At 46.3% G+C, this 26,585-nt stretch carries 20 protein-coding genes; 15 read left to right on the top strand and 5 right to left on the bottom strand.

What is annotated here, in order from left to right; all coding sequences use genetic code 11:
• Positions 1-9: 9 nt before the first annotated feature.
• The 4 genes from trkA to IMCC21906_RS02130 all read left to right on the top strand — a co-directional run bounded on the left by trkA (position 10) and on the right by IMCC21906_RS02130 (position 5,447).
• Positions 10-1,383, top strand: coding sequence for a Trk system potassium transporter TrkA (gene trkA / locus IMCC21906_RS02145; RefSeq protein WP_047010786.1), 1,374 nt, complete (start codon positions 10-12; stop codon positions 1,381-1,383).
• Between the two features lie 35 nt (positions 1,384-1,418).
• A complete protein-coding gene (locus IMCC21906_RS02140) occupies positions 1,419-2,870 on the top strand; it encodes a TrkH family potassium uptake protein (protein ID WP_047010785.1) in 1,452 nt (483 codons plus the stop codon).
• A 4-nt stretch (positions 2,871-2,874) separates the two neighbouring features.
• The gene (locus IMCC21906_RS02135; RefSeq protein ID WP_047010784.1) at positions 2,875-3,456 is read left to right on the top strand and encodes a methyltransferase domain-containing protein; all 582 of its coding nucleotides are present in this window, start codon (positions 2,875-2,877) and stop codon (positions 3,454-3,456) included.
• Positions 3,457-3,566: 110 nt separating this feature from the next.
• On the top strand, positions 3,567-5,447 hold the full coding sequence (locus tag IMCC21906_RS02130) for an EAL domain-containing protein (RefSeq protein WP_052763319.1): 1,881 nt from the start codon (positions 3,567-3,569) through the stop codon (positions 5,445-5,447).
• 8 nt (positions 5,448-5,455) lie between these two features.
• Here the strand turns inward: IMCC21906_RS02130 and djlA are convergent, their stop codons facing one another.
• Positions 5,456-6,253, bottom strand: a complete 798-nt coding sequence (gene djlA / locus IMCC21906_RS02125; protein WP_047010783.1) for a co-chaperone DjlA — start codon at positions 6,251-6,253, stop codon at positions 5,456-5,458.
• Between the two features lie 165 nt (positions 6,254-6,418).
• Here djlA and glyQ point away from each other — a divergent pair, with 165 nt between their 5' ends.
• From glyQ to IMCC21906_RS02110, 3 genes are all read left to right on the top strand, one after another.
• The gene (glyQ, locus tag IMCC21906_RS02120) at positions 6,419-7,360 is read left to right on the top strand and encodes a glycine--tRNA ligase subunit alpha (RefSeq protein WP_047010782.1); all 942 of its coding nucleotides are present in this window, start codon (positions 6,419-6,421) and stop codon (positions 7,358-7,360) included.
• Positions 7,357-9,441: a glycine--tRNA ligase subunit beta gene (glyS, locus tag IMCC21906_RS02115; protein WP_047010781.1), complete on the top strand. Its 2,085-nt coding sequence runs from the start codon at positions 7,357-7,359 to the stop codon at positions 9,439-9,441. The genes glyQ and glyS overlap by 4 nt, the downstream gene beginning before the upstream one ends.
• Positions 9,442-9,523: 82 nt before the next feature.
• Positions 9,524-10,249: a 1-acyl-sn-glycerol-3-phosphate acyltransferase gene (locus tag IMCC21906_RS02110; protein WP_047010780.1), complete on the top strand. Its 726-nt coding sequence runs from the start codon at positions 9,524-9,526 to the stop codon at positions 10,247-10,249.
• Positions 10,250-10,352: 103 nt separating this feature from the next.
• Here the strand turns inward: IMCC21906_RS02110 and gyrB are convergent, their stop codons facing one another.
• From gyrB to dnaA, 4 genes are all read right to left on the bottom strand, one after another.
• Positions 10,353-12,773 (bottom strand): DNA topoisomerase (ATP-hydrolyzing) subunit B, encoded by a 2,421-nt coding sequence (gyrB, locus tag IMCC21906_RS02105; protein ID WP_047010779.1) that lies wholly within the window; start codon positions 12,771-12,773, stop codon positions 10,353-10,355.
• Positions 12,774-12,924: 151 nt separating this feature from the next.
• A complete protein-coding gene (gene recF / locus IMCC21906_RS02100; RefSeq protein WP_047013061.1) occupies positions 12,925-14,043 on the bottom strand; it encodes a DNA replication/repair protein RecF in 1,119 nt (372 codons plus the stop codon).
• Between the two features lie 152 nt (positions 14,044-14,195).
• Complete coding sequence (gene dnaN, locus IMCC21906_RS02095; protein WP_047010778.1) at positions 14,196-15,305, bottom strand: DNA polymerase III subunit beta; 1,110 nt, start codon at positions 15,303-15,305, stop codon at positions 14,196-14,198.
• 161 nt (positions 15,306-15,466) lie between these two features.
• A complete protein-coding gene (gene dnaA, locus IMCC21906_RS02090) occupies positions 15,467-17,020 on the bottom strand; it encodes a chromosomal replication initiator protein DnaA (RefSeq protein ID WP_231580304.1) in 1,554 nt (517 codons plus the stop codon).
• A gap of 501 nt (positions 17,021-17,521) precedes the next feature.
• Here dnaA and rpmH point away from each other — a divergent pair.
• The 8 genes from rpmH to IMCC21906_RS02060 all read left to right on the top strand — a co-directional run bounded on the left by rpmH (position 17,522) and on the right by IMCC21906_RS02060 (position 26,332).
• A complete protein-coding gene (gene rpmH / locus IMCC21906_RS16570) occupies positions 17,522-17,656 on the top strand; it encodes a 50S ribosomal protein L34 (RefSeq protein ID WP_082117316.1) in 135 nt (44 codons plus the stop codon).
• Between the two features lie 34 nt (positions 17,657-17,690).
• A complete protein-coding gene (gene rnpA / locus IMCC21906_RS02085; RefSeq protein WP_047013060.1) occupies positions 17,691-18,074 on the top strand; it encodes a ribonuclease P protein component in 384 nt (127 codons plus the stop codon).
• 6 nt (positions 18,075-18,080) lie between these two features.
• Positions 18,081-18,344, top strand: coding sequence for a membrane protein insertion efficiency factor YidD (yidD, locus tag IMCC21906_RS16565; protein ID WP_082117315.1), 264 nt, complete (start codon positions 18,081-18,083; stop codon positions 18,342-18,344).
• Positions 18,337-20,025, top strand: coding sequence for a membrane protein insertase YidC (yidC, locus tag IMCC21906_RS02080; RefSeq protein ID WP_082117314.1), 1,689 nt, complete (start codon positions 18,337-18,339; stop codon positions 20,023-20,025). Before yidD ends, yidC begins: the two co-directional genes overlap by 8 nt.
• Before the next feature lie 18 nt (positions 20,026-20,043).
• Positions 20,044-21,408: a tRNA uridine-5-carboxymethylaminomethyl(34) synthesis GTPase MnmE gene (mnmE, locus tag IMCC21906_RS02075; RefSeq protein ID WP_047010776.1), complete on the top strand. Its 1,365-nt coding sequence runs from the start codon at positions 20,044-20,046 to the stop codon at positions 21,406-21,408.
• 128 nt (positions 21,409-21,536) lie between these two features.
• Positions 21,537-23,501 carry a TonB-dependent siderophore receptor gene (locus IMCC21906_RS02070; RefSeq protein WP_047010775.1) on the top strand — a complete coding sequence of 655 codons (1,965 nt, stop codon included), beginning with the start codon at positions 21,537-21,539 and terminating at the stop codon, positions 23,499-23,501.
• A gap of 140 nt (positions 23,502-23,641) precedes the next feature.
• Positions 23,642-24,439: a hypothetical protein gene (locus tag IMCC21906_RS02065; RefSeq protein ID WP_047010774.1), complete on the top strand. Its 798-nt coding sequence runs from the start codon at positions 23,642-23,644 to the stop codon at positions 24,437-24,439.
• Between the two features lie 3 nt (positions 24,440-24,442).
• Positions 24,443-26,332, top strand: coding sequence for a response regulator (locus IMCC21906_RS02060; protein WP_047010773.1), 1,890 nt, complete (start codon positions 24,443-24,445; stop codon positions 26,330-26,332).
• Positions 26,333-26,585: the final 253 nt, after the last annotated feature.

Below are 26,585 nucleotides of genomic sequence, written 5' to 3'. Positions count from 1 at the left end.
GCGCCTGCCATGAAAATCATTATTCTCGGAGCCGGACAAGTGGGCGGCACCCTCGCGGCCAACCTTGCCAGCGAGCACAATGACATTACCGTAGTGGACCGAGATCAGGACCGCTTGCGGGAGCTGCAAGACCGTCTAGATATAGGAACGGTAACGGGTTCGGCCTCGCACCCTGACGTATTGGCCAGGGCCGGGGCAGATGATGCCGACATGCTTATTGCCGTCACCAACAGCGACGAGATCAACATGGTGGCCTGTCAGGTTGCCCAAACACTGTTCAGAACCCCCACCAAAATATCCCGTATCCGCGCCAACGCTTACACCAATGTTGAGAAGCTGTTTGGCAACGATGCCATCCCCATCGATGTCTTTATTAGCCCAGAGGAGTTGGTAACCAAATACATCGGCCGGTTGTTGCAATACCCCGGTGCGTTACAGGTTTTGGATTTTGCCGACGGAAAAGTACAGCTGGTCGCAGTTAAGGCCTATTACGGCGGCCCCTTGGTCGGCAATGAGCTTTCTGCTATCCGCGATCATATGCCCAATGTCGACACCCGAGTCGCCGCCATTTTTCGGCGGGGTACCGCCATCGCACCAGAAGGGCATACCGTGGTGGAAGCCGGAGACGAAGTCTTTTTTATTGCCGCCAAGAAAAACATCATGCCGGTAATGAGTGAAATGCGAAAAGTCGACACCAATTACAAACGCTTGGTGATTGCCGGGGGCGGCAATATTGGCGAAAGATTGGCAATGGCAACCGAAGGTCGCTACCACATTAAAATTATCGAACGCAGCTACGAACGCTGCCGCACCCTATCTGAGCACTTAAGCCGCGCGATTGTATTGCATGGCAGTGCCTCTGATCACGACCTGCTCGCCCAAGAAAACATCGACGAAACCGATGTCTTTCTCGCCCTGACCAACGACGATGAAGCCAACATCATGTCATCACTGCTGGCCAAGCGGATGGGGGCCAAAAAAGTCATCACTCTGATCACCAACCCGGCTTATGTCGACTTGGTGCAAGGGGGTGATATTGATATTGCCCTGTCGCCCCAACAAATCACCATCGGCAGCCTGCTTACCCACGTGCGCCGAGGCGATATTTATAATGTTCACGCGCTACGCCGGGGTGCCGCCGAGGCGCTGGAAATTATCGCCCATGGCGATAGTCGATCATCAAAAGTGGTCGGCCGTCGGCTGGATGAAATTGATTTGCCAGAAGGAGTGAGCATTGGTGCGCTGGTCCGGGGTGAAGAAGTGCAAATTGCCCATAGCCACTTGGTAGTAGAGTCGGAAGACCACCTCATTCTGTTCTTGATTGATAAATCTAAGATCAAACAGGTAGAAAAACTGTTTCAAGTCGGATTTACCTTCTTTTAAAGGTAACCAACGTTTAAAGAGACCCAGCAACCGCCATGCATCTCAACATTATTTCCCGCATTATCGGCGTACTGTTGATGATATTCAGCTTGACCATGGCTGTGCCCGGCGGTTTGTCATTATTGTTCCACGACGGCGCCAGCCACGCTTTTGGCACCGCGTTTGCGGTGACATTTTTAAGCGGGCTTGTGTTCTGGCTTCCCAACCGCCGCAGCCAAAAACGTGACTTGGGCATTCGCGATGGTTTTTTGGTGGTATCGCTGTTTTGGACTGTTCTCGGTTTATTCGGTGCGCTGCCATTTCTCCTCTCTGATCAACCCGATCTATCCATCAGCGAAGCGGTGTTTGAGTCTATTTCTGGCCTGACCACCACCGGTGCCACGGTGATTGTGGGCCTCGATGAACTGCCTATATCCATTTTATTCTACCGGCAGTTTTTACAGTGGCTGGGCGGCATCGGCATTATCGTTATCGCCGTGGCTATCCTGCCTATTTTGGGAATAGGGGGCATGCAGCTGTTTCGAGCTGAAATCCCCGGACCGGTAAAAGACACTAAACTCACCCCGCGTATCGCTGGCACCGCAAAACTTTTATTTCTGATGTATTTGGGTCTTACCATCATTTGCTCACTCAGCTATTGGCTAGCTGGCATGAGTGCATTCGACGCCATCTGCCATGCGTTTTCTACCATCGCCATTGGCGGCTTTTCTACCCATGACGCCAGCATGGGCTATTTTGACAGCTCGTTGATTTTAATGATTTGTAGCGGATTTATGGTTATTTCCGGTATGAGTTTCGCCACCCACTTTCACGCCTGTCGAGGCTTCCGGTGGCGCTATTATCTACAAGATTCAGAGAGCAAGTTTTATCTCTCGCTGCTAGCTATTGCCACGATGGCCATTAGTCTAGAGCTATATCACAGCGAGACATTCAGCCTTAAAGACAGCTTTATCCACGGCATCTTTCACACGGTATCCGTCGCTACAACCGCGGGATTTGGTGCCGAAGACTTCTCGATTTGGCCCAGCTTTTTACCCATGGCGCTGATTATGCTGTCCTTTGTTGGCGGCTGCTCAGGCTCCACTGGAGGCGGGATAAAAGTCATTCGCGTTATGCTGGTGGCCAAACAAGGTCTGCGAGAAATGCGGCAATTATTACACCCCAATGCCGTTATTCCTCTTAAAGTCGGGCGCCACCGAGTAGAGGCCAAGGTTGTTAGTGCGGTATGGAGCTTTGTGGCAATCTATATCATCTCTTTTATGCTCATCACCTTGGCCATGATGGCCTTCGGGTTAGACGCCATTACCGCATTCTCTGCTACAGCCGCTTCAATCAATAATTTAGGGCCCGGCTTGGGCGATGTTGCCCAAAGCTATCGCAGTGTCAGCGACACGGGCAAGTGGATTCTTTGCTACGCCATGCTGCTGGGACGGCTAGAGATATTCACTTTACTGGTGCTATTTCTACCTTCATTTTGGCGCCGCTAAGCGCATGAATGAGCTGCGCAAAAAATGGAACCACCGTCACCGCGATACGCCTCTGCCAAAACCCCCATGCGCGGTGCTGCAAGAGCAGGCCGCACGTTTACCTGCATCACCGGGGACCGCACTGGATTTAGCCTGTGGCCTTGGCGGCAATGCGGTATTTCTAGCTGAACGGGGCTGGCATTGCGAGACTTGGGATATTTCCGATATGGCGTTGCAGCGTCTGGATCAATATGCCCAACAACATCAGCTACCCATAACAAGCCGTGTTGCCAACCTCGACAATATTGATTTAAGCCAACACAGCTTTGATGTTATTGTCGTGAGTTATTTTTTGAGCCGCCCACTATTACCGGCGCTGGCCTTGGCCTTAAAGCCCGGCGGTATGTTGTTTTATCAAACGTTTCTGGCCGCTGAGGGCAAAAATAACGGACCTAGCAACCCCGCTTTCATCCTTCAAAAAGGCGAGCTACCCTCGCAAATTCAAAGCTTACAATTATGTTATTATGAGGAACGAAGCGAGGAAACGAAGCTCGACCATAGCGGCGCGGATCTCGCCCTCATGGTGGCCCAAAAGCTGCGTTGCTGAGCCTGGCCCTGAATAACAATTAAAAGCACCACTATCCTTTTGGTACCACTGCTACTCAAGCTAGGCTATGCTTGGTAATAGTAACAGCAACATCATTTAACAGGTTGTCGATGGGTTTTCTTGTCTTTGCCCTAACAGTAAGTACGGGTATCGCCTTAGCTGGCGCCGCCTACCTCTTACCTCTAAAAACCCTATCGTCTGAACAGCAAGCTCTTGCCGGCGTGGTTGTAAGCTTGTTTTTAAGTCTAATCGGTGTCGCTATTTATCTGCAGCGACAAAGCCGCCAGCTACAATCAGCCAGAAAACACAGTCGCTATCTAGAGCAATTATTAGAACAGGGCTCAACTGCAATAATGCTGGTAAACCGCCAATTTAAAATTACTTACTGTAATTGCTGCTTTGCAGAGATGATACAGCTTGATATCAAAACGCTTTACAATAATTTTAACGTTCTTGAGTTGGGAAAAAACATCCCCGAAAAGATCCAATCTCGAATACAAAAAAGTATAGACCAAGGCAAATCATGGAAGGGTGAACTGCGCTTTCCCGTCTCTGACCACGATAAACATATGTTGGTTACGGTGACACCGTTGCTAGATACCGCCGACCACTGGGAACAATTACTGGTCAACTGCGAAGATATTTCTGAACACAAATCCATTGCAGATAGGCTGTTTATTCAAGAGCATTACAGTGTATTAACCGGCTTGCCTAACCGCCATCTGGCTATCAAAAAACTCAACAATTGCGCTGCCAGCTGTCACAATAGTAGCGATGTTTTTAGCCTGGCGCATATCGATATAGATCGTATTCGCTACCTCAATGACTCGCTGGGTCATATTGTTGTCGATAAATTGCTCAATGCTATAGCCGAACGGCTCCGTGCCTGCATTGGCGACGAGCAAATCCTTGCCCACGTCGGCGCGGATGAGTTTCTGCTGTTATTATCTGAAGGAAGCTCTCTTGGCGAGGCCATGGCCATATCCGATGTCATTCTTGACGATATTAAACGGCCTTTTTACATTGATAATAACGAGATCAACCTCACCGCCAGTATCGGCTTAACCCAGTTTCCCAGCGACGGCAGCGACGCCGCATCCTTGCTTCGCAGCGCTGAAGCCGCCATGTTTGCGGCTAAAGAAGAGGGGGGCAATCGCTACTGCGTGTTTGACGAGACCATGAGTTTCCGTGTCGAGCAACGCATGTTGACCGAAAACCATCTGCGGCATGCTATAGAGCGGGAAGAGCTCAGTCTTCACTACCAACCTGTGATTGACCTGAAAAATAACCAATTGGTTGGGGTAGAAGTATTGTTGCGATGGCACAACGATAAATTACTAAACCCCGGTCCCGACGACTTTATCCACATAGCCGAAGACAGCGGCTTAATTATTCCCATTGGTGATTGGGTCCTGCAGAACGCCTGCCAACAAGCTGTGCAATGGCGGCAGTCTGGCTTGCCACCCATCCGGGTGGCCGTGAATATTTCATCACGACAATTTAAAGATGGCCATATTGTAAATAGCGTCGAAGAGACCATAAAGCGTACGGGAATGGATCCCGCCATGCTGGAACTGGAAATTACCGAAGGCCTATTAATTAATGATGCGCCCTATGTCAGGGAATGCTTTCAACGCCTGAAAGCCTTGGGCGTACGCTTATCCATAGACGATTTTGGTACGGGCTATGCTTCACTCAGCTACCTTAAACGCTACCCTTTTGATACATTAAAAATCGACAAAAGCTTTATTCATGGGATAGAGGCCAGCCAGGACAGCGTCACCTTGGCCAATGCTGTTATTGCCATGGCCCATAGTTTTAAGATGGAAGTGGTCGCCGAAGGGGTAGAAAACCTGCAACAGCGACGAATATTAAAAGAACGCCAATGCGATAAAGCCCAAGGGTTTTTGTACTCTCCCGCTATTCCCGCAGACCACTTTACAACCTGGGCCAAACGCTATCAGGAGATTCAAGCCGCCCAATACATTTGAGCAGGCTGTTATTTTCCGCGACTCTTCTTTATCAGCTCGTAGGCGCCCTGAATTTCTTGGGATTTTTCCGTAGCCAGCTTAACCATCTCATCCGGTACCCCCTTAGCAATCAGCTTGTCGGGGTGATGCTCGCTCATTAATTTTCGATATGCGCGTTTTAATTCTGCATCAGTCGCGCTTTTGCTAACGCCCAAAGCTTGATATGCCTCATCAAGCTCGTTCGGCCGGGGGCTGCTTCCCCAGCCCTGTTGTTGACCACCGCCTTGATGAAAACGCTGCTGGGCACTGGCCATTTGCAAAAGCCGTTCAAAGTCTGCCGCAGAAACCCCTAAATACTGGGCAACTTTTTGTAAAACGTCTTTTTCAGCCGCATCAAAATGACCATCAGCTAACGCCATGGCCAGTAGCGCTTCCAGCAATAAGCGGCGCAACAAGTTTTGCCGTCCAACCACACGCACAAATTCGGCAATCTGTGGCTCCAGCAAAAAGTCACTGCCACTCCCTTCTTTAAAACGGCTAATCGCGTCCTGACGACGTTGGCCACTCAAGCCAAGCTGAGTCATGATGGCTTCGGCTTGAGCAATTTCCGATTCGCTCACTCGCCCGTCTGCTTTGGCCAAGTGACCCATCACCCGAAACACGGTGTCAAAAAACACTTTTTCTATGTGTTCCCGCTCGGCACCGTAATTAAAGCGCATGGCTTTACCCAAGCCGCGATCAAAGAAATGTCCCACTGCCAAGCCCAGCAGCGCCATCAATGGCCCGCCCATCATAAAACCGAGAACCGCGCCGATAATTTTTCCCATCAGAATACCGCCCTTAAAAATGCTAACTGATAGTAACAATTACCCCCGAGTAGGCACCAGCGGCAATGCAATTTAAGCGCAGAAAAGGAAATTCCGCCCATGTTTACCGCTGCCGGGCCCAACTCTGTATAATTCGTCTCTTTGTTTGAACAGCGGGGAAACACTGTGAGCAAGGCAGACCTTGGCACATTTCAAGGACTCATCCTGGCACTGCAACAATATTGGGCAGAACAGGGGTGTGTCATTTTGCAGCCATTGGATATGGAAGTCGGTGCCGGCACTTTCCATCCAGCCACCTTTTTGCGGGCGATCGGCCCTGAGGGCTGGAATACCGCCTATGTACAGCCCTGCCGCCGACCGACTGATGGCCGCTATGGCGAAAACCCCAATCGCCTTCAGCACTACTATCAATTTCAGGTCATCATGAAACCATCGCCTCTGAATATTCAGGAGCTTTATCTGGACTCCTTGCGCATGCTGGGTATTGATCCCACCGTGCACGATATTCGCTTTGTTGAAGACAACTGGGAGTCCCCAACCTTGGGCGCCTGGGGATTGGGCTGGGAGGTATGGCTGAACGGCATGGAAGTCACCCAGTTTACGTATTTTCAGCAAGTAGGTGGCTTGGAGTGTTACCCCGTTAGCGGCGAAATCACTTATGGCCTGGAGCGCATTGCTATGTACCTGCAAGGCGTGGATAGCATCTATGACTTAGTGTGGACACACGGCCCGTCTGGCCCCGTCAGCTATGGCGATGTGTTTCATCAAAACGAAGTGGAAATGTCCCGCTACAATTTTGAAGAAGCCGATGTTGAGCAGTTGTTTAAACAATTTGACCACTATGAAACGGAAAGCCAGCGCCTAATTACAAAAAACCTACCTTTACCTGCTTACGAAATGGTGATGAAGGCCTCTCATGCGTTTAACCTTCTCGACGCCAGACACGCTATCTCGGTTACCGAACGGCAGCGGTTTATTCTGCGGGTGCGTGGGCTGGCAAGAGCCGTTGCCCAAGCTTATTTTGATTCCCGAGCCGCGCTGGGCTTCCCTATGGCAGAGGAATCCCTTCGCAAGGAAGTTCTTGCCAGCTTGGAGGACAAGGTATGAGCCATCGTGATTTATTAATTGAAGTTGGCACTGAAGAGCTGCCACCCAAAGCACTCAAAAACCTGTCTGAAGCCTTCCGCGATTCAGTCAGCCAGCAGCTTGCCGAATTAGCGCTTGAGCATGACGGTATTAAAATCTTTGCATCACCTCGGCGTCTTGCTCTGTTGATTTCAAGCTTAGCCGAAAATGCTCCCGATAAATCGCTAGAAATATGGGGGCCGCCTGTCAAAGTTGCTTTTGATGATAACGGAGAGGCCACCCGTGCAGCCCAAGCCTTTGCCAGCAAAAATGGCATTGCTGTCGAGTCTTTAAAAGACTGTGTGGCTAACGATGGAAAACAAGACAAGCTTTGCTACCGTTCCCTGGCCAAAGGGGCAAGCACGGCAAATATTGTGTCGGAGCTGATCAGCCAAGCATTGGCGAGCCTGCCTATTCCTAAGCGTATGCGATGGGGTGCTTCTCGCGCAGAGTTTGTTCGCCCAGTTCACTGGTTGTTGGTTTTGTTTGGCGAAGAGACCCTTAACTGCGAGCCCGTGCCCGGACTCAAAAGCGGCAATACCACTCGCGGTCACCGCTTTCATAGTCAAGGTGAACTCACCTTAAGTAAAGCCGCTGATTACGAAAACCTGCTGGAACAGCAAGGGAAGGTTATTGCTGACTTCCAGCGTCGCCAGGATATGATTCGCAATCAAGTCTCTGCTGCCGGAGTTGCGCTCGGCGGTAATGCGGTTATTGCTGATGACCTTCTCAACGAAGTTACTGCATTGGTTGAATGGCCGGTTGCTTTATCAGGCAGCTTTGAAGAGCGCTTCTTAAAAGTCCCTGCCGAAGCATTAATATCATCTATGAAAGAACATCAAAAGTACTTTCATGTTGAAGATAAAAACGGCTCACTTATGCCGCATTTTATCACTGTTGCCAATATTGAAAGCAGCGATCCACAAAAAGTTATCGACGGTAATGAGCGTGTTATTCGTCCTCGTTTAAGTGATGCGGCGTTCTTCTTTGAAACAGATTGCAAAACAAGCTTACTAAAACAAAGAGAAAAACTTCACAAGATTGTGTTTCAAGATAAGCTCGGCACTGTTTTTGAAAAAACAGAACGAGTAGCTAAACTTGCTCAACTAATAGCATTAGAGCTGGGCGTTGACGCAGAAAAAGCAACTCGCGCAGGCCTGCTATGCAAGAGTGATTTGGTCACCGAAATGGTGGGTGAGTTTGACGATATGCAAGGTATTGCAGGCTATTACTATGCCCGCAATGACGGTGAAGATGAGTCTGTTGCACTCGCAATGAACGAGCAATATATGCCGCGCTTCGCCAGCGATTCACTTCCCGAGTCTGAAGTTGGTACGGTGCTAGCACTAGCAGATCGCCTAGATACCATTACCGGTATCTTTGGTATCGGCCAGTTACCGAGTGGCTCCAAAGATCCCTTTGCACTTCGCCGTGCTTCTTTAGCTGTACTGCGGTTAATTATCGAAAAGAATTTAGCTTTGGATTTACGACCACTGGTTGAGCAAGCCATCGCTCAACATCCCAAGGTTGAAGCCAGCAATGCGTTAAGCGAGCAAATTCTTAACTATATATTGGAGCGTCTTAAAGCGTGGTATGAAGACCAAGGCATTCGTGGAGAAGTCTTTTTAGCTGTTAGTGCCAAAGGACTTAGTCAACCTAGTGACATAAATGCCCGGGTACATGCAGTGCAAAGTTTTGCCCAACTTCCTGAAGCAGAGGCCTTGGCCGCGGCTAACAAACGCGTCTCCAATATTCTTGCCAAAGCGGAAACCTCAACATTGTCGCTGGATACTGCATTGCTACAAGAGCCCGCAGAAAAATCACTGGCTGACGCTCTAGCAAAGCAATCACAAAGTGTGTCGCCATTATTTGCTGAACATCGCTATGAAGAAGCCTTAAAGGGCTTGGCTGGTTTGCAACAACCCGTTGACCAGTTCTTTGATCAGGTCATGGTGAATGCCGATAATCTTGAAGTGAGGAATAATAGACTGGCCTTATTAAGCCAGCTGCAAGCCTTATTTCTACAAGCAGCTGACATTTCGAGGTTGGTTAACAAAAATTAAAACCGGTCATCCCTCCCACCTCTTAACCGCCGGGCGTGGGAGAGGGTGGCCATAGCTTTGTTTACGCACTGGGAATATGTGGATGACCACGCTCACTAAAATTTTAGCTTATCCTCGGTCGATGCTGTTTTTCGTAGGCTACGCACTATTAACCACTTTTTTCAGCCTCACCGGTGTTGTCTTCACTTTTTATTTACCCTTTCATGTGCGTAGCCGTTACTTTGTTATTGGTAATCACTGGATTATTTGGTGGCTACGAATTTGCTGCGGCGTCAAAATTAAAGTTATTGGCACACTACCCAAACAAGTACCTTATGTCGCACTTTCTAAACACCAAAGCCAATGGGAAACCTTCTACCTTCAATGGTTTTTATCCCCAGTAGCGACTGTCGTTAAACGAGAGTTATTTAAAGTGCCTTTTTTTGGTTGGGCGCTAAAAATGATGAACGCTATCGGCATTGATCGCAGCAACCCACGAGAGGCGCTAAAACAAGCTACCCTGCAAGGTGTCGCTCGCTTAAAGGAAAACTACAATGTATTGCTTTTTCCTGAAGGTACCCGCGTCCCGGTAGGTACCAGAGGGAATTATGCTCGCAGTGGAGCCAATATCGCTGTTGCCGGTCAAGTTCCGATACTACCTATTGCCCACAACGCTGGCTATTGCTGGCCAGCCAAAAGCTTACTTATCTATCCCGGAACCATCACCTTAGTCATTGGCGAACCCATTCCAACCGTTGGGCGCAATAGCAAAGAGCTTATCGTTGAAGTAGCAAACTGGATAGAACAACGCTGCGATGAAATGGTTTAGATAGCAGGGTGTATCCTTCAGAAAATATTTTCCCCACAAAAAACCCCGCAAATGCGGGGTTTTTTGTGGCCATTACATAGTCTGGCTCAAGGGGAGGGCTAACTTAAATATCTAAGTTAGCGACCTTAAGTGCATTGCTCTCAATAAATGCCCGTCGAGGTTCAACTTGATCCCCCATAAGGGTGATAAAGATTTGGTCTGCGGCGATTGCATCTTCAATAGTGACTCTCAACATACGCCGAGCATCGGGGTCCATGGTTGTCTCCCATAGCTGGTCTGGGTTCATTTCACCTAGCCCTTTATAACGCTGTACGTTAAAGCCACGCTCTGCCTGACGCATCAACCAACTCATAACTTCATCAAAGGTATCAATTTCTTCTTTGCGCTCACCACGCTGGATATAGGCGCCTTCTTCAAGTAGACCTTGTAGGCTTTCACCCAAATCTGCAATTGCTTGGTAGTCTCCAGACCCGAAGAAATCACGACCAAACTGATAGTGGGTGCTTACTCCATGAGAAGTAACTTCAATTTCAGGAACAAAAATATGCAGCTCTTGATTATCCACTACCCTGACATCGTAGCGAAAACGCTGATCTTTTGCTTCTAACTCTACAGAAGCTTCAGCAAGCTCCGTTGCCCAGCTATCCACAGCTGATTTATCAGCAAGTGACTCTACTTTTAGGCTCGGCAAATAAATCGTTTCTCGTAAAATTGCCGGTGGATAAATTCGAGATAAGCGATTAATAACCGACTCGACTTTACGGTATTTATTAACTAACACCTCAAGCCCAGTACCGGTAATTGGTGCCGCTTCGGGATGCACATAAAGTGCAGCGCCATCTAGAGCAGATTGGGTTAAATAATTGGCCAGTGCAGGTTCATCTTTTAGGTATTGATGCTGCTTGCCCCGAGAAATTTTATACAAGGGTGGCTGGGCAATAAAAACGTGCCCATTTTCGATCAACTCAGGCATTTGCCGGAAAAAGAAGGTGAGGAGGAGGGTACGGATATGCGAGCCGTCCACATCAGCATCTGTCATGATAATAATGCTGTGATAACGGAGTTTATCAAGGTTGAATTCATCTTTGCCAATACCGCAGCCCAATGCGGTCACCATGGTTCCAACTTCAACGGAGGAAAGCATCTTATCAAAGCGAGCTTTCTCAACATTAAGAATTTTACCTTTTAACGGCAAAATAGCTTGAGTACGGCGATCGCGACCTTGCTTGGCTGAGCCTCCTGCAGAATCACCCTCCACTAAGTAAATTTCTGAGAGGGCAGGGTCCTTCTCTTGGCAGTCTGCTAGCTTTCCTGGCAAACCGGCGATATCCAACGCCCCTTTACGGCGAGTCATCTCTCTCGCTTTTCGGGCGGCTTCCCGAGCCCGGGCTGCATCCAGCATTTTTTGCACAATAAGCTTGGCCTCGCTGGGATTTTCCATAAGAAAATCACCAAACTCGGCACTCATTGCCTGTTCTACAACGGTTTTAACTTCACTGGATACGAGCTTGTCTTTTGTTTGTGAGGAAAATTTAGGATCGGGGACTTTTACCGAAATAACGGCGATTAAACCTTCACGAGCATCATCACCTGTGGTGCTGATCTTGGCTTTTTTGGCTAAGCCTTCACGCTCAATATAATTGTTTAAGTTACGGGTTAGCCCCGCACGAAAACCCGCTAAATGCGTACCGCCATCGCGCTGAGGAATATTATTTGTATAGCAGAAGATATTCTCCTGAAAGCCATCATTCCATTGCAGCGCAACTTCAACACCCACACCATCTTCACTTTCTGTACTAAAGTGGAAAACTTTATTTACCGCACTACGATTTTGGTTTAGGTAGGCAACAAAAGCGCTCAACCCCCCTTCGTAACAAAAAACTTCAGACTCGCCGCTACGCTCATCTTTCAACTCAATATTGACGCCCGAGTTCAAAAACGCGAGCTCCCTGATGCGCTTAGCCAGGTAATCAAAGTGGAATTCAATATTGCTAAACGTCTCTGCAGAGGGCTTAAAGCGAACCTCTGTGCCAGTACGTTCAGTCTCGCCCGTAATACTCAAAGGCGACTGTGGTACGCCGTGTTTATAAACTTGTTCATGTACTTTTCCACCGCGACGGATGGTTAACCGCAATTCTTCTGAAAGCGCATTTACCACCGACACACCAACGCCGTGTAAACCACCAGAAACCTTGTAGGTATTGTCGTCAAATTTACCACCGGCATGAAGTACCGTCATAATAACTTCAGCTGCAGAAACCCCTTCTTCATGCATCTCGGTAGGGACACCACGGCCGTCATCAACGACAGATACGGACTCATCAGGATGGATAGTGATCATTATTTTACTACAGTGCCCTGCTAAGGCTTCGTCAATAGAGTTATCAACGATTTCAAACACCATATGATGCAGGCCGCTACCATCGTCGGTATCACCGATATACATTCCGGGTCGCTTACGGACGGCGTCCAGACCTTTAAGCACCTTGATACTTGAAGAATCGTAATTTTTGTTCTCATCCATACTCGGTAATAACCTCTAAAGTCGCCACCTAAAACACAAATTTGCTCGGTAAATTTTCTTCAACCCAAGCTTCACTCTCTCGCCTATACTGCAAAAAGCCTTTTTGGCCCTACCTCTCCTAGCCACTTACGATAGAAGAGTACTAACTACCCTAAAAGAAACTGCCACGTTCCACGTGGAACCTTTTTAAGGTTTTACCTCCACACCACGACGAATCAAGCTCCGACGATTCAATAGAGGTCGCATAAACCTGAGACTGCATATTTCTTAACTCCGCAAAAAGCGCTGCCCGGCGATTAGCATCCAATTCTGCAGGTAAGTCATCTATCAACATAATACCTGTAACACCCGCAGCCTCTAGCAGCTGGCTCTGGGCAATCTTTAAAGCACACACTACGGTTTTAATTTGTCCCCTGGACAATAATTCTGCCGCAGGGCGACCATTCACTCTAAAATCTATATCCGCGCGATGAGGGCCATGACGGGTAAAACCCTGCCTAAGATCACCCTCAAAAGACGAAGCCAAACTATCAAGCAAACTAATTTGGCTATTATCCCAGCCAGCATTAAAGCGCATATTGAAAGCAGGGTAGTCTTTTTCGCTTGGTTCAATACCGCCCAAGCGGGAATACACTGATTCAAACCTTACAGCCAGGTCATTGAATTGTTGTTGGCGTTGAAGGGCTATTTTTTCGCCAACCACCGCAATTTCGTTATCCCATGCTGCGAGTAAAGCCTTGTCTATTTTACCACGTCTGAGTAAAGAATTACGCTGTTGTAGCGCTTTCCGATAACGTTGCCAAAACATATAGAAGTCTAGATGTTTCACGTGGAACACCGACCAGTCTAAAAACTGTCGTCGCACGGAAGGGGAGCCCTCGATTAGGGCAAAGCTATCAGGGTTAATTAGTTGAACAGGGAGCAACCCTGCCATATCACCCACAGAAGCTAAGCGCTCCTGTCTATATTTAACCAACGTTCCTCGGCTTCGAGAACGTTGCACGGCCAACCAGTCTTCGCCATTTTCAACAGCTTGATTATTAGGTGACAATGCCCCTCGTACAAGCAAAGCATCTTGGTCTTCAGTAATTACCGATTTTATTTTACGACTACGAAATGAGTGACTTACCGATAATGTGTGCAGGGCTTCCAGCGCGCTAGTTTTGCCACTGCCATTTAAGCCATGAATAAAGTTAAAATCAGCAAGCCCGGTCAAATCTGCTTTAATAATATTACGAAAATGACGAATACAAAGCTGCTGCAACCTCATAAAACCGCCCAAGAAGAAGCCCAGCATTGTTGGAAGACAATGACCACCGAAATGAAATAAAAAAGAGGGGAGGAGAGGGGGCAGCGAAACCTTAAATACTTAGAAGATCGCAAAGTAGCCTGCCCAAAAAAGAAAAACGAGGAGATGGTGGATTAAAGCCGCATTGGCATTACAACGTACTGGCAATCTTCACTCTCAGATTCTTCTATCAAAGCCGAACTATTGGCATCTGACAAAGAAAACTTAACCGTATCTCCTGATACAGCAGATAAAACATCCAGCAAGTAACTTACATTAAAACCGATTTCCAAGCTCTCACCTTGATAATCGACAGCAACCGTCTCTTCAGCTTCTTCCTGCTCTGGGTTATTCGCAATAATTTGTAAATTACCAGAGCTTAAGACGATACGAATTCCGCGGTATTTTTCATTGGATAGTATCGCGGTGCGCGCAAAGGCTTGTTTTAATTCAGACCGTGAACCCAACACCAGCTTAGTACTACCACGGGGTAAAACTCGCTCATAATCCGGGAATTTTCCATCAATGAGCTTTGAGGTAAACGTGAAATCTTGAGTAACCACCCGGATATGATTGTTACTAACAATAACCTCTGCATCTTGATCTTCATTCATCAAAAGGCGAGACAACTCAATGACACCCTTTCTAGGCAGAATAACTTGAGAGGGTTGATCGACGTTGATATCGCAGGGCAGGGTAGCCATGGCAAGGCGATGACCATCCGTTGCTACCACGCGTAAATGCCCACTCTCTACCTCAAACAACATACCATTGAGATAATAACGAACATCCTGCTGGGCCATAGCAAAATTAGTTTTTTCAATCAGCCGCTTTAAATCACCTTGCTTAACAGTAAAGCGCTGCCCACCTTTACCTTGCTCAACACTGGGGAAGTCACTCGCAGAAAGCGTCGACAATTGAAACCGGCTACGGCCGGATTTAATAATCAGCTTTTGCTCATCTAGCTGTATATCTACCTGAGCACCTTCTGGTAGTGCCTTACAAATATCCACCAACTTCTTAGCAGGTACCGTAATCTCACCAGGGACGGCGCCCGATGACGGTTCTAGCGACACCCGGCCAATCAGCTCGACTTCCAAATCTGTTCCAGTAAGAGACAGCTCATTGCCATCGGTAACAATTTGAACATTTGCGAGTACCGGCAGGGTTTGTCTACGCTCAACCACGCCCGCAACCAAATTTAATGGCTTAATAAGCGCATCCCTAGGAATAGAAAATTTCATGTCTCCAGCGTTCCTTATATCGAGTCCGTCTAGGTAAAGAGTAATGACTAAAAGTCTATTGGAGTTTTCAACTCACACCGCAACACCCCACATGGTAGCCGTGTGCTGTCGCAATGCTTGAAGCTATAACGACACTTTATTATATTCTTGGACGACAGGCATCAAGTTGTCAGCAGTCTTATCAAATTTTGATAATCTTCTCGAATATCACCATCAGATTCGCGTAACTCTTTAATTTTTTTGCAGGCATGCAGCACTGTAGTATGGTCTCTGCCACCAAAACTCTCGCCAATTTCAGGCAGACTGTGGTTAGTCAGCTCTTTTGACAGCGCCATCGCTACCTGCCGTGGGCGCGCGACAGAGCGACTTCTGCGTTTCGACATTAAATCAGAAATCTTAATTTTGTAATATTCTGCAGCCGTGCGCTGAATATTCTCTAAACTCACCAGCTTATCTTGTAGCGCAAGCAAATCTTTCAAGGAATCTTTTATCAACGGAACATCTATGGGCTTTGCCATAAATCGGGAGCTGGCAATCACTCGCTTCAGCACACCTTCCAACTCTCTTACGTTAGAGCGCACCCGCTGGGCAATAAAAAAAGCCGCATCTGAGGGCAGGGTGATTTTTTCTTGTTCTGCCTTTTTAAGCAAAATAGCCACCCGGGTTTCAAGTTCTGGCGGCTCAACGGCGACGGTTAAGCCCCAACCAAACCGAGACTTTAGTCGTTCTTCTAAGCCCTTAATTTCTTTGGGATAACGATCACAAGTCAAAATCATTTGCTGGCCGCCTTCTAGCAGCGCATTAAAGGTATGGAAAAATTCTTCTTGGGAACGCTCTTTACCTGAGAAAAACTGAATATCATCAATAAGCAAAGCATCTACCGAGCGATAATAGCGCTTGAACTCATTGATCGCGTTGAGCTGCAAAGCCTTAACCATATCGGCAACAAAGCGCTCAGAATGCAAGTACACCACTTTAGCGTTTGGGTTTTGAGCCAACAAAGCATTACCGACAGCGTGCATCAAGTGAGTCTTACCCAGACCTACCCCCCCATACAAAAAGAGCGGGTTATAGGCCTTACCAGGGTTTTCTGCAATCTGGCTAGCCGCAGCTCGTGCTAACTGGTTAGACTTACCTTCGACAAAGGTTTCAAAGGTATAAGCCTCCATTAAAGAGCTTTGATGTCGAATGCGGCCTTCAACTTCGACCGAACGCCGTCCTCCGCTTCCATTTCCCCGCAGCTGCATTCCCGGTAATTCTGGCGACTCTTGAGCTGCTGCAGGGCTAGCAGCAGCGTCAGAGACAAAGTCTTGCCGAGAATCATCTTCAGATTGAGGTAACGATGAAGAACCAATAGAAAATTTATTATTTATAGAAGAAGAGGACAACACTCCAGATGGTTCAAGCGGAGAGCTGCTGGTGCTGGCTACCCGCATAGAGCCCACCGTTGCCGCTCCAGTTTGCAAATTGCGCTGACCAACACCCAAGGCAACTTCTGGGCGACTATCCGCCGGCGCCAATTCAGCCACCAACTCCAAAATTCTTTCGAGAAAACGGTCACTCACCCAATCGCGCACAAAACGATTAGGCGCAATTAAATCAATACGCCCTTCTTGAGCATCAAAGCGTAACGGCTTGATCCAAGTATTAAACTGTTGACTGGGCAACTCATCACGCAAATGCGCCACGCACTTTTGCCAAGTAGCTTCTGACACTGCTTTCTCCATATGAACAGGGGTGTAATGCAGCCTCCGGCACTAAATATATAGCGGGAGCTGTTATTGATTTTAATGCTTGGAACGTGGATTCGATTTAAGCCAAAAAGACGTAATTAAGACTGAATTCTACCTTCGAAACCAATACTTATCCACAATTAATTAACAGATATTATTATTGGCTTAAAAATAAAAACTTCTTTATATTCATAACGATACAGGTTTTTTTAAAACTTTCAAGCGCTAAAATCAAAACAACACACACTGTGTATAACTATGCTTGATAGCTGTGGATATCTAGTGCGTAATTTGTTTAAAAGTACAAATAACACTAAGAGCTGCTAAGCCTTAGCTTTTCTTTTAATAGGGAAGGGCTTAGCCGTTGCTATTCACGCGCTACTCAACTAAAATTCGCGATCCAATTTTACTGTGTCCAGCGCCATACCGGTGTTGGGCCATGCGCCAAACTAGGGTGCAAAAGACAGATAGACGGATTAAGTCATGAAAAGAACATTTCAACCAAGCAACCTGAAACGCGCCCGTACCCACGGTTTTCGTGCGCGCATGGCAACAAAAAACGGCCGCAAACTGATTAACCGCCGTCGTGCAAAAGGCCGCGCTAGCCTTTCTGCATAAGCCAGAAACCGATAGGGATTCCGCTGGCGGCGCAGTGAGTTTTCAATTTGGTAAAACACTGCGTCTTCTTCAATCCAGCGATTATCAATCGGTGTTTGATCAGTCTCGCCTGAAGGTTTCTTCACCCGAAATTCTCTTCCTTGCACTACCCAGCCAGAACAACCATCCTCGTCTGGGATTGGTTATCGCCAAGAAAAATGTGCGTTTAGCGGTGCAGCGTAATCGAATAAAGCGTATTGTGCGGGAAACTTTTCGTTTGCAGCAAAACCAATTAAGCGGTCTGGATGTAATCGTGCTAGCAAGACGTGGCTTAGATAAAATGGATAACCATCAGCTTCACGACATCTGTAACCAACTTTGGTCGCAACTACAACGACGCGCAGAAAAGCAGGTTAGACGCGACAAAAAAGAGGTCTAAAGCTCCATGAGGCGGCTGCTAATTTTGCTGGTTAAAGCCTATCAATTACTTCTTAGCCCCGTAATGGCTGGGCGCTGTCGGTTCTATCCCAGTTGTTCCCACTATACTGTTGAAGCGCTCCAGGAATACGGTGCGCTCCGTGGCAGCTGGCTGAGTATTTGCCGCATAGCTCGTTGTCACCCCTTAAATGACGGCGGTTACGACCCCGTTCCGCCCTGCCAATGCAAAAAACCACAATTCCAACTTTCTAGGCCCTCACACAATGATTGATTTTCAGCGCTATCTATTGATCGCCGCTATTGCCGCCCTGTCATTCATGCTGCTGGTAGAGTGGCGCAACTTTGAATTGCCTGACTCAACCACACAAAGTGCAGCGCTCAAAAAGCAAAGCCCGAGCGAAAGCGACTCCACTGGCACAAATGACTCACCTTCTTCTATAGATATACCCGTTGCCAGTGAATCAACCGAGGTCCCAGAAGAAAACGGCCCTGTGGTCACTGATGCTGACCGCATCAAAATCACCACCGACGTGTTGAATATAGAAATTGCCTTACAGGGTGGCGATGTCGTATACAGCGCTTTACCTAATTTCACCGCAAAACTCGAATCTAATGACCCCTTTGTCGTATTGAGTAACAACGCGGAAAGAACGTATGTTGCACAAAGTGGCTTAATCGGTAAAAACGCCACCGATACCGCAAATGGTCGACCCACATTCTCAACCAGCGCCACTCGTTTTTCACTTCAAGACGGCCAAGATACACTAAACGTTGATCTCCATTATCAATACAACCAGGAAGTGAGATTGGTAAAACGCTTTATCTTTGAGCGTGGAAAATACCTTATTAACGTTGAGTACCTGATCGATAACGGCAGCAGCACTGACTTCCAAGCCAAGTTTTTTGGTCAATTAAAAAGAGACAACAGCGTCGACCCCAGTGTTGATGATAAAGGCGGGCTATTCTCTATGAAGCCCTTTATGGGCGTCGCCTATGCCAATAACGAGGACCTCTACAGCAAATTGGCTTTTCCTAAAATGAAGGACAAGCCACTAAAAGAAAGTGTTGACGGTGGCTGGATTGGTATAAGCCAACATTATTTTCTGAGCGCTTGGGTGCCACCCCAGGACCAAACCAATCAGCTCAACACTGTGGTTACTAAACAGGGTATGAATATCGCCCGCATGACCGGTGCCGAAGTATCTGTCCCCGCTGGCCAGCAAGGTAAAATAGGCGCGTCTTTATATACAGGTCCTAAAGACCAATACCGCCTTGAAGGCATTGCACCCGGTTTAGATTTAACAGTCGATTACGGCTGGCTGTGGTGGATAGCCCAACCGTTGTTTTGGTTACTCACCAAAATTCATGGCTTTCTAGGTAATTGGGGCTGGTCAATTATTGCCGTTACGGTATTAATTAAAGCCGCATTCTTCCAGTTGAATGCTAAGGCCTTTACCTCTATGGCCAATATGCGCAAAGTACAGCCCAAGCTTGTGGATATTAAAGAGCGCTACGCTGACGACCGTCAAAAGCAATCCCAAGCGATGATGGAGCTATACAAAAAAGAGAAGATAAACCCACTTGGCGGCTGCTTACCTATGATTGTGCAGATGCCAGTATTTATCTCTCTGTACTGGGTATTGATGGAAAGTATAGAGCTTCGTCATGCCCCGTTTATGCTGTGGATTAATGACTTATCTGCTATGGATCCCTATTTCATCCTGCCAGTAGTGATGGGGATTTCCATGTTTATTCAGCAAAAGCTCAATCCGCCACCACCAGATCCAATGCAAGCCAAAGTAATGCAGTGGCTGCCATTGATATTCACCTTCTTCTTCCTGTTTTTCCCCGCAGGGCTGGTGTTGTACTGGGTTGTAAACAATACCCTTTCAATTATTCAGCAATACATCATTACCAAAGGTATTGAGAAAAAAGAGCTGGCGAAAACGTAAAGGACTGGTAAAGCCATTATGGCTGGCACGATATCTGACACCATTGCTGCAATTGCAACAGCCCCAGGAAAGGGCGGTGTCGGTATCGTGCGTATTTCTGGCCCAGCTTGTATTGATATCGCCGATAAACTGCTCAACCTCCCTTCGCTCAAACCCCGTTATGCACACTTTGCTAGTTTCTACCGACAGCTAGAAAACAAACCGTCTGAGCTAATAGATCGCGGAATTACTCTGTATTTTCCTGGCCCCAACTCATTTACTGGAGAAGATGTACTAGAACTTCAAGGCCACGGCGGCCCCGTAATTATGGATCTACTCCTTAGAGAAGTACTGCGCTCAGGTGCCCGAATGGCAAGGCCAGGTGAATTCTCAGAGCGAGCCTTTCTAAACGACAAAATAGATTTAGCCCAAGCTGAGGCGATTGCCGATCTTATCGACAGCGCCTCTGAACAAGCCGCCAAGCAGGCTATGCGATCCTTAGAAGGGGAATTCAGTCGGCATATCTACGCCTTGGTAGAAGCCATCACCGTACTGCGTATTTATGTAGAAGCTGCAATTGATTTCCCCGAAGAAGAAATCGATTTTCTTAGTGACGGTAAAGTCGCCACTGATCTTTCTGTTATTCGCCAAGAACTAGAAGCTGTTTTTAAATCAGCAAAGCAAGGCAGTTTACTGCGAGAGGGAATGACCGTTGTCATTGCCGGCCAACCCAATGCTGGGAAATCCAGTTTACTTAATGCTTTGGCTGGACGAGAATCTGCCATTGTTACCGACATAGCCGGTACCACAAGAGATGTTCTCAGAGAGAATATTCTTATCGATGGTATGCCCTTACATATCATCGATACCGCCGGTCTGCGAGACAGTGCAGATCCTGTAGAACAAGAAGGAATTCGGCGCGCCTGGTCAGAAATAGATAAAGCTGACCGAATCTTGCTTGTTGTCGATATCACCACCACGCAAGATCATCGCGCTATCCCTAAAGAGTTTCATAACGCTGCGCAAGATGGCAGGCTCACCGTATTATTTAATAAATGTGACTTGGGCTATGACATCACAGCAGAAATTGACGGCATCCCATCCTTGAAAATTGCTGCCAAACAAGGCGAGGGCATCGATGCTCTTCGTCAACACCTTAAGAATTGCATGGGTTTTGAAGAAAGCGATTCTAATTTTATTGCCCGTCGCCGCCATCTCGATGCGCTAGAGCAAGCCCGCCAACATCTACAAGCCAGTGATGAACAACTCAAATATTATCAAGCTGGTGAGTTGCTGGCCGAAGAACTTCGCCTCGCTCAAAACGCCTTATCAGAAATTACCGGTGAATTCAGCGCCGACGACCTTCTCGGCCGAATATTTTCCAGTTTCTGCATCGGTAAATAACGCGACTCCCCCTATAAAAATAACAACGACTCACTATCGCCACTAAATATAAGTGACAGGCCTAGCCGTATTCCAGCAACAAAGGATAAACTGCTAAATATCACTTTATAAAAATGAAAGGAGAGAGGATGCATTGCCCGCGTCTTCCAGGCAGTTTAGTGCTGCTTTTTGCTATTGGTCTTACCACTAATAATACGTCTGCCAGTTTACTCGGCGACGAAAACCTGCCAGTCGTACTAACACCAGCAAGATTGAAACAAAATAGAACCGAAGTGCCTGCCAGTGTATCGGTTATCGACAGAGACATGATAATTGCCTCCGGCCTGCGAGAAATCCCCGAATTATTCAGATTAATCCCCGGCACCTCCGTAGGTGCCAGAGACGGTTACAATTACGTAGTAAGTTACCACGGGAGCAATTATCGGGATTCAAGAAGAATGCAGGTGCTGATCGATGGTCGCTCAGTGTATCAGGCCGGGTTAGCCACCGTGGACTGGACTGATATCCCTATTAGTATTGAAGACATTCAACGTATCGAAGTTGTACGCGGCCCCGCCACTGCAAGTTACGGCGCCAATGCCTTTCTCGGCGTCATTAATATAATTACCCGACATCCCGCCGATAGCGAAAAACTAATAATGAGCGCTCGACGGGGTACAGAAGATAGTGAAGATTATCGCATTAGTCACGCTGGAGAGTATGCAGATGGCTTTTATAAAATAACTGTAAACAGCCGTAAAGATAATGGTTTTGATAGCAATAAAGATGGCGGCGAACGAATAGATTCAAAAAGTGTAAAACTGATTAATAGCCGTTATGAAAAACAGCTTTCAGAATCCATAAATGGCAGTTTTGGATTTGGTTATAAGAAAGGTTGGACCAATGATGACCCTTCCGATATAGATACAATTATACCGAGATCAGACAATGTAGATTATTATTTTTCTGGAAAATTGGATTGGGATTTTTCTCCGTTCCATACCCAAAGTTTACGTGTTGATTTTTCCAGTCAAGATCAAGAAACAAAATTACTTGTTGCTATCCCACCTGCAGGATTTAATCTCAACGATAACCCAAACCCGCTTGTTTTTGCCGATGCAGATGAAGATATTGCCATCAATCGAAAAGACATAGACTTCCAAGATAGCTATATATGGAGCGAGAAATTTCAAACAATTGCAGGATTCCATTTAAAACAATCTCGGGTAAGTTCAGAAACGTACTACGACGGAACTATTGATAATCATAGTTACCAACTTTTTTTTAATGGTGAGTTAAAAATAACAGAAAAAATAACGCTTAATGGCGGAGGTTCTTATGAATATGAAGAAAATAATGGGAAAAATTTCTCACCTCGTATCACACTTCATTACCATATTTCACCCGATCACAGTTTTCGGGCAATTTACTCGGAAGCAATACGCACACCTGATCTTTTAGAAACCTCTGCAAAATGGCAATACACTGGCCGAAATATTCGGCCCTCTACAAATAACAACACAACTGCAAAATTTTATTTTACCGCTGAAGGTAATCCAGACTTAAAACCCGAAAGAATAAAATCAAAAGAGATTGGTTACTACGGAAATTTTCGCCATTACAATTTGCAATGGGATGTAAAATTATTTGACGATAAGCTTGATCGACTAATCTCTAAATCGATCGCTCTTTTTTCCTTCGATCCCACTAATGAGAATGAGCTTTCTCAAAGAGGGATAGAAACAGAGGTCGATTTCCGACCCAATCACAAATGGTTATTCCATTTTAGTTACGCCTACATCGACGCCCAAAGTGATGTATACCAAGAACTCAGTTTCACCCCAACATCCGCTGGTAGTACTTTGCTATCCTATTCCTTTACACCGAGCTTACAACTATCAATAAGTCAGTATTACGCGCGACCAATTGGTACTGATTTAAACAAATTTTCGCGTAGCGATATCCGGTTAGCTAAACGATTTCGTCTTGGCCACAGCCGTATAGAAGTAGCTTATACAGCGCAGTATCGGCATGACAACGATACAGAATTATTGGCAAACAATATTTATGATAATAAGCTAAGACAGTGGCTCAGTCTTAGTGTCCAGTTTTAACGCATTGTTAAATTTTAAAAGCACGAGGACTAAGGATTAGTCTCTTGAAAATTTACCGATCGATAATAACGGCACTCGTATTTTTTGTGTCGCAGATATTTTTTAGCACTACTCTTCAAGGACAGGAGAGTAGCGCTGCTGTGGATTTAATTTTACCTGTTAAAAATCAGGTATTGCAGGCTATTGCCACAAAGATAGCAAAAGATAGTCATTTAAATATCAGAACCTATATAGGAAATCTTCCCAAACCCGAAGAGCGAGGCAATATACTACTGGTGGTTTCCGATGCTTTATTGCCTCTCACCCAAAGTAATTCATACGATGCTAAATTTGCCTTATACGTTAATTCTGCCAACTTTCTCAGTACAACAACTCCACAGGATAAAACCACCGCCGTATATTCTGACCAACCCCTTTCCCGGCAACTGGTATTAATAAAAACTTTGTTTTCCGGACAAAGTATTCAGATCGGTATGGCCTACAAAAATGCCTATTACTATGAACACTTACTAGAAAATATAAATAATCAAGACGAAATTCACTTAGATGCCAGGCAAATAGCGAGTGCTGACAGCACTCGAAAAATTAATCAAATTATTCAAAAAAACCAAGTATTGTTAGCGACTCCAGAACAAGACTTATATAACCCCCAAAGTATCCGGGCGATTTTATTAAGTAGCTATCGACACCAAACTCCTCTGATCGGACCTAGCCAGGGTTTTGTTGATGCTGGCGCACTGGCATCGGTGATATCTCAAACACATCATTACACCAATGAAGTGATACTCATGATCAATCATTTTATTCGCTCTGGAGAAATTCCTCCTCCCAGGCCTCCCAGCCAGTTTGAGGTCAAACTGAATTATTCTGTGGCACGATCACTAGGCCTTGTTTTACCTAGTGAAGCAACGTTGCTAACTCGAATGTTGGAACAGTAGACAATGCCACTACTAAACAGCTTGCGAAAACACAGCCTCTTTCAACAAATTCTGTTGGTTGGACTGATACCAATGCTGTTAATGTTTATTTCACTTTTCAGCTATAGCCTGGCTGCTCGACTCAACGATGCTGAACAAAGTCAGCGGGAGATAGGCCGACGAGTAGCAGAGAATATTGCAGCTCTTGCTGAGCTGGCTCTTATTAGCGGTGATCAACAACAAATAAAAGATCTTCTACCGTCCGTTTTATCCGAAGACATTATCTCCATTACGGTTAGCCAAGTAGATAGTAACCAGCAATGGCGGGTAGTGAATAAAAAGCGCTTCGACGAAAAAAGTGAGATGGTGTTTGCCAATATTTTTCAACGTAGTGTGTTGATGGAAGACGCCATAACAGGCGAAACATTAAATAACGGCGAGTCCAAATTACTGGGGTCGGTAGCCGTAGAACAATCTAATTTGGAGCTAAGACGCCTTCAGCAGCAAATTTTTCTTGTTTCCAGTTCAATTGCCATACTGGTAATCATAATCAGTATTGGTTTGGCATGGCGAATTAGTCGACGTCTCGCCAGTCCTCTTGATGATATCAATGCCGCAACCCGAGACATAGCAAACGGTCGCACTGGAGTGCGTATTAATAATGTTCAATCGGGTGAACTCGGTGAACTACAGAAACACATCAATAATATGTCAGCCAGCCTCGATGAACAGCAGCTGGCTATCAAAACCCATGTTAGCCAGTTAGAACTGGCCAAAGCAGAGGCCGAAGAAGCCAACCGGGCAAAAAGCTTATTTTTGGCAACGATGACCCACGAACTCCGCACACCAATGAATGGCGCTCTGGGTATGTTGCAACTGCTGGAAGAGACGTCACTTAACCAAGAACAAAGTCACTATGTGGCAGTAGCTCGCGATTCCAGCGAATTACTGCTTGGGATTGTAAATGACATTCTCGATTTTTCTAAAATAGAAAAAGGAGAACTCGAAATCATCAATGACTTCTTTAATATTGATGAGCTTCTGGAAAAAACTGTTAACGCCCTCCGCTATGAGGCCAATAGCAAAGGTATTGGTTTAAAGCTGAATATAGAGACAACACTCAACGAGATACAGCTATTAGGGGATGAGACTCGACTTAGGCAAGTACTACTTAACTTAAGCAGTAATGCTGTTAAATTCACTGAAAATGGTCAGGTTACGCTGGGTATTGCTTGCAAAGAGAAAACCAGTAAACAACTGCTAGTTGAAATAAGTATCGAAGACACGGGTATAGGCATTAGCCCAAATCAACAAAAAGTTATTTTCGACAGCTTTCGCCAAGCAGACAACTCAACTATACGCCGTTACGGTGGCTCCGGCTTAGGATTGGCGATAGTAAAACGGCTCTGCGAGCTAATGAATATATCGCTGCAATTAAATAGTAATGTAGGGAGTGGCTCCACATTCACGTTGCAGTGGCATTGTGAATACCGGACAAAAAGACCACTAAAAACCGCTAAACCTACCGTCAATAATAGCTTAGTGGGGCTTTCAGCCTTAGTCGTAGAGGATAATCCCGTTAATCTAATGTTAGTGAGTCGTGTACTCGAAAAGTGGGGTATACAAGTTACTACCGCAAACCATGGCGGCGAAGCACTAGCGGTATTGGCGCATCATATGCCCGATGTCGTGTTAATGGATTTGCAAATGCCCGTCATGGATGGTTTTGAAACCTGCCAAAAAATAAGACAAAACCCCGATCTAGCATTACTGCCTATTATTGCCTTAACAGCCAATACCCTTCAGGAAGATAAAGACCGAGCACTTCAATGTGGCATGAACGATTATTTAAGCAAACCTGTTTCATTGCCCTTACTTAAAGAAAAATTGCTAAATTGCCTGGGGAAAAACTAGGGCATAAGCTCTCTCCAGAATGTATACAAACCCTTAAAAATGAGTGGCTTACCCACAAGCCACAGAAAACAGCAAAGTTATCCACATTTCATCCCCAGTTACATCCCAGCCTGCCAACAAGAAAAATGTGGATAAATCGCAGGGTTATACAATGAATTTTGTTATATAAATCAATTATTTAGGTAAGTTACCAACAAAAAGAGCACTCAGTAATAATTACTACAAGAATAAAAAAACATATATATATCAACAT

Origin of the sequence: Spongiibacter sp. IMCC21906 (genome assembly GCF_001010805.1) — a bacterium.
In the GTDB taxonomy this organism is placed as follows: Bacteria; Pseudomonadota; Gammaproteobacteria; order Pseudomonadales; family Spongiibacteraceae; genus Spongiibacter.
Note: the sequence above shows the minus strand (reverse complement) of the source record. Positions and strands in the feature narration are given on the sequence as shown.

What these genes read in the sequence shown, in the direction of transcription:
- trkA (WP_047010786.1), top strand. Translation starts at nt 10, where the DNA reads ATGAAAATCATTATTCTCGGAGCCGGACAAGTGGGCGGCACCCTCGCG.
- IMCC21906_RS02140 (WP_047010785.1), top strand. Translation starts at nt 1,419, where the DNA reads ATGCATCTCAACATTATTTCCCGCATTATCGGCGTACTGTTGATGATA.
- IMCC21906_RS02135 (WP_047010784.1), top strand. Translation starts at nt 2,875, where the DNA reads ATGAATGAGCTGCGCAAAAAATGGAACCACCGTCACCGCGATACGCCT.
- IMCC21906_RS02130 (WP_052763319.1), top strand. Translation starts at nt 3,567, where the DNA reads ATGGGTTTTCTTGTCTTTGCCCTAACAGTAAGTACGGGTATCGCCTTA.
- djlA (WP_047010783.1), bottom strand. Translation starts at nt 6,253, where the DNA reads ATGGGAAAAATTATCGGCGCGGTTCTCGGTTTTATGATGGGCGGGCCA.
- glyS (WP_047010781.1), top strand. Translation starts at nt 7,357, where the DNA reads ATGAGCCATCGTGATTTATTAATTGAAGTTGGCACTGAAGAGCTGCCA.
- IMCC21906_RS02110 (WP_047010780.1), top strand. Translation starts at nt 9,524, where the DNA reads ATGACCACGCTCACTAAAATTTTAGCTTATCCTCGGTCGATGCTGTTT.
- gyrB (WP_047010779.1), bottom strand. Translation starts at nt 12,773, where the DNA reads ATGGATGAGAACAAAAATTACGATTCTTCAAGTATCAAGGTGCTTAAA.
- recF (WP_047013061.1), bottom strand. Translation starts at nt 14,043, where the DNA reads ATGAGGTTGCAGCAGCTTTGTATTCGTCATTTTCGTAATATTATTAAA.
- dnaN (WP_047010778.1), bottom strand. Translation starts at nt 15,305, where the DNA reads ATGAAATTTTCTATTCCTAGGGATGCGCTTATTAAGCCATTAAATTTG.
- rpmH (WP_082117316.1), top strand. Translation starts at nt 17,522, where the DNA reads ATGAAAAGAACATTTCAACCAAGCAACCTGAAACGCGCCCGTACCCAC.
- yidD (WP_082117315.1), top strand. Translation starts at nt 18,081, where the DNA reads ATGAGGCGGCTGCTAATTTTGCTGGTTAAAGCCTATCAATTACTTCTT.
- yidC (WP_082117314.1), top strand. Translation starts at nt 18,337, where the DNA reads ATGATTGATTTTCAGCGCTATCTATTGATCGCCGCTATTGCCGCCCTG.
- mnmE (WP_047010776.1), top strand. Translation starts at nt 20,044, where the DNA reads ATGGCTGGCACGATATCTGACACCATTGCTGCAATTGCAACAGCCCCA.
- IMCC21906_RS02070 (WP_047010775.1), top strand. Translation starts at nt 21,537, where the DNA reads ATGCATTGCCCGCGTCTTCCAGGCAGTTTAGTGCTGCTTTTTGCTATT.
- IMCC21906_RS02060 (WP_047010773.1), top strand. Translation starts at nt 24,443, where the DNA reads ATGCCACTACTAAACAGCTTGCGAAAACACAGCCTCTTTCAACAAATT.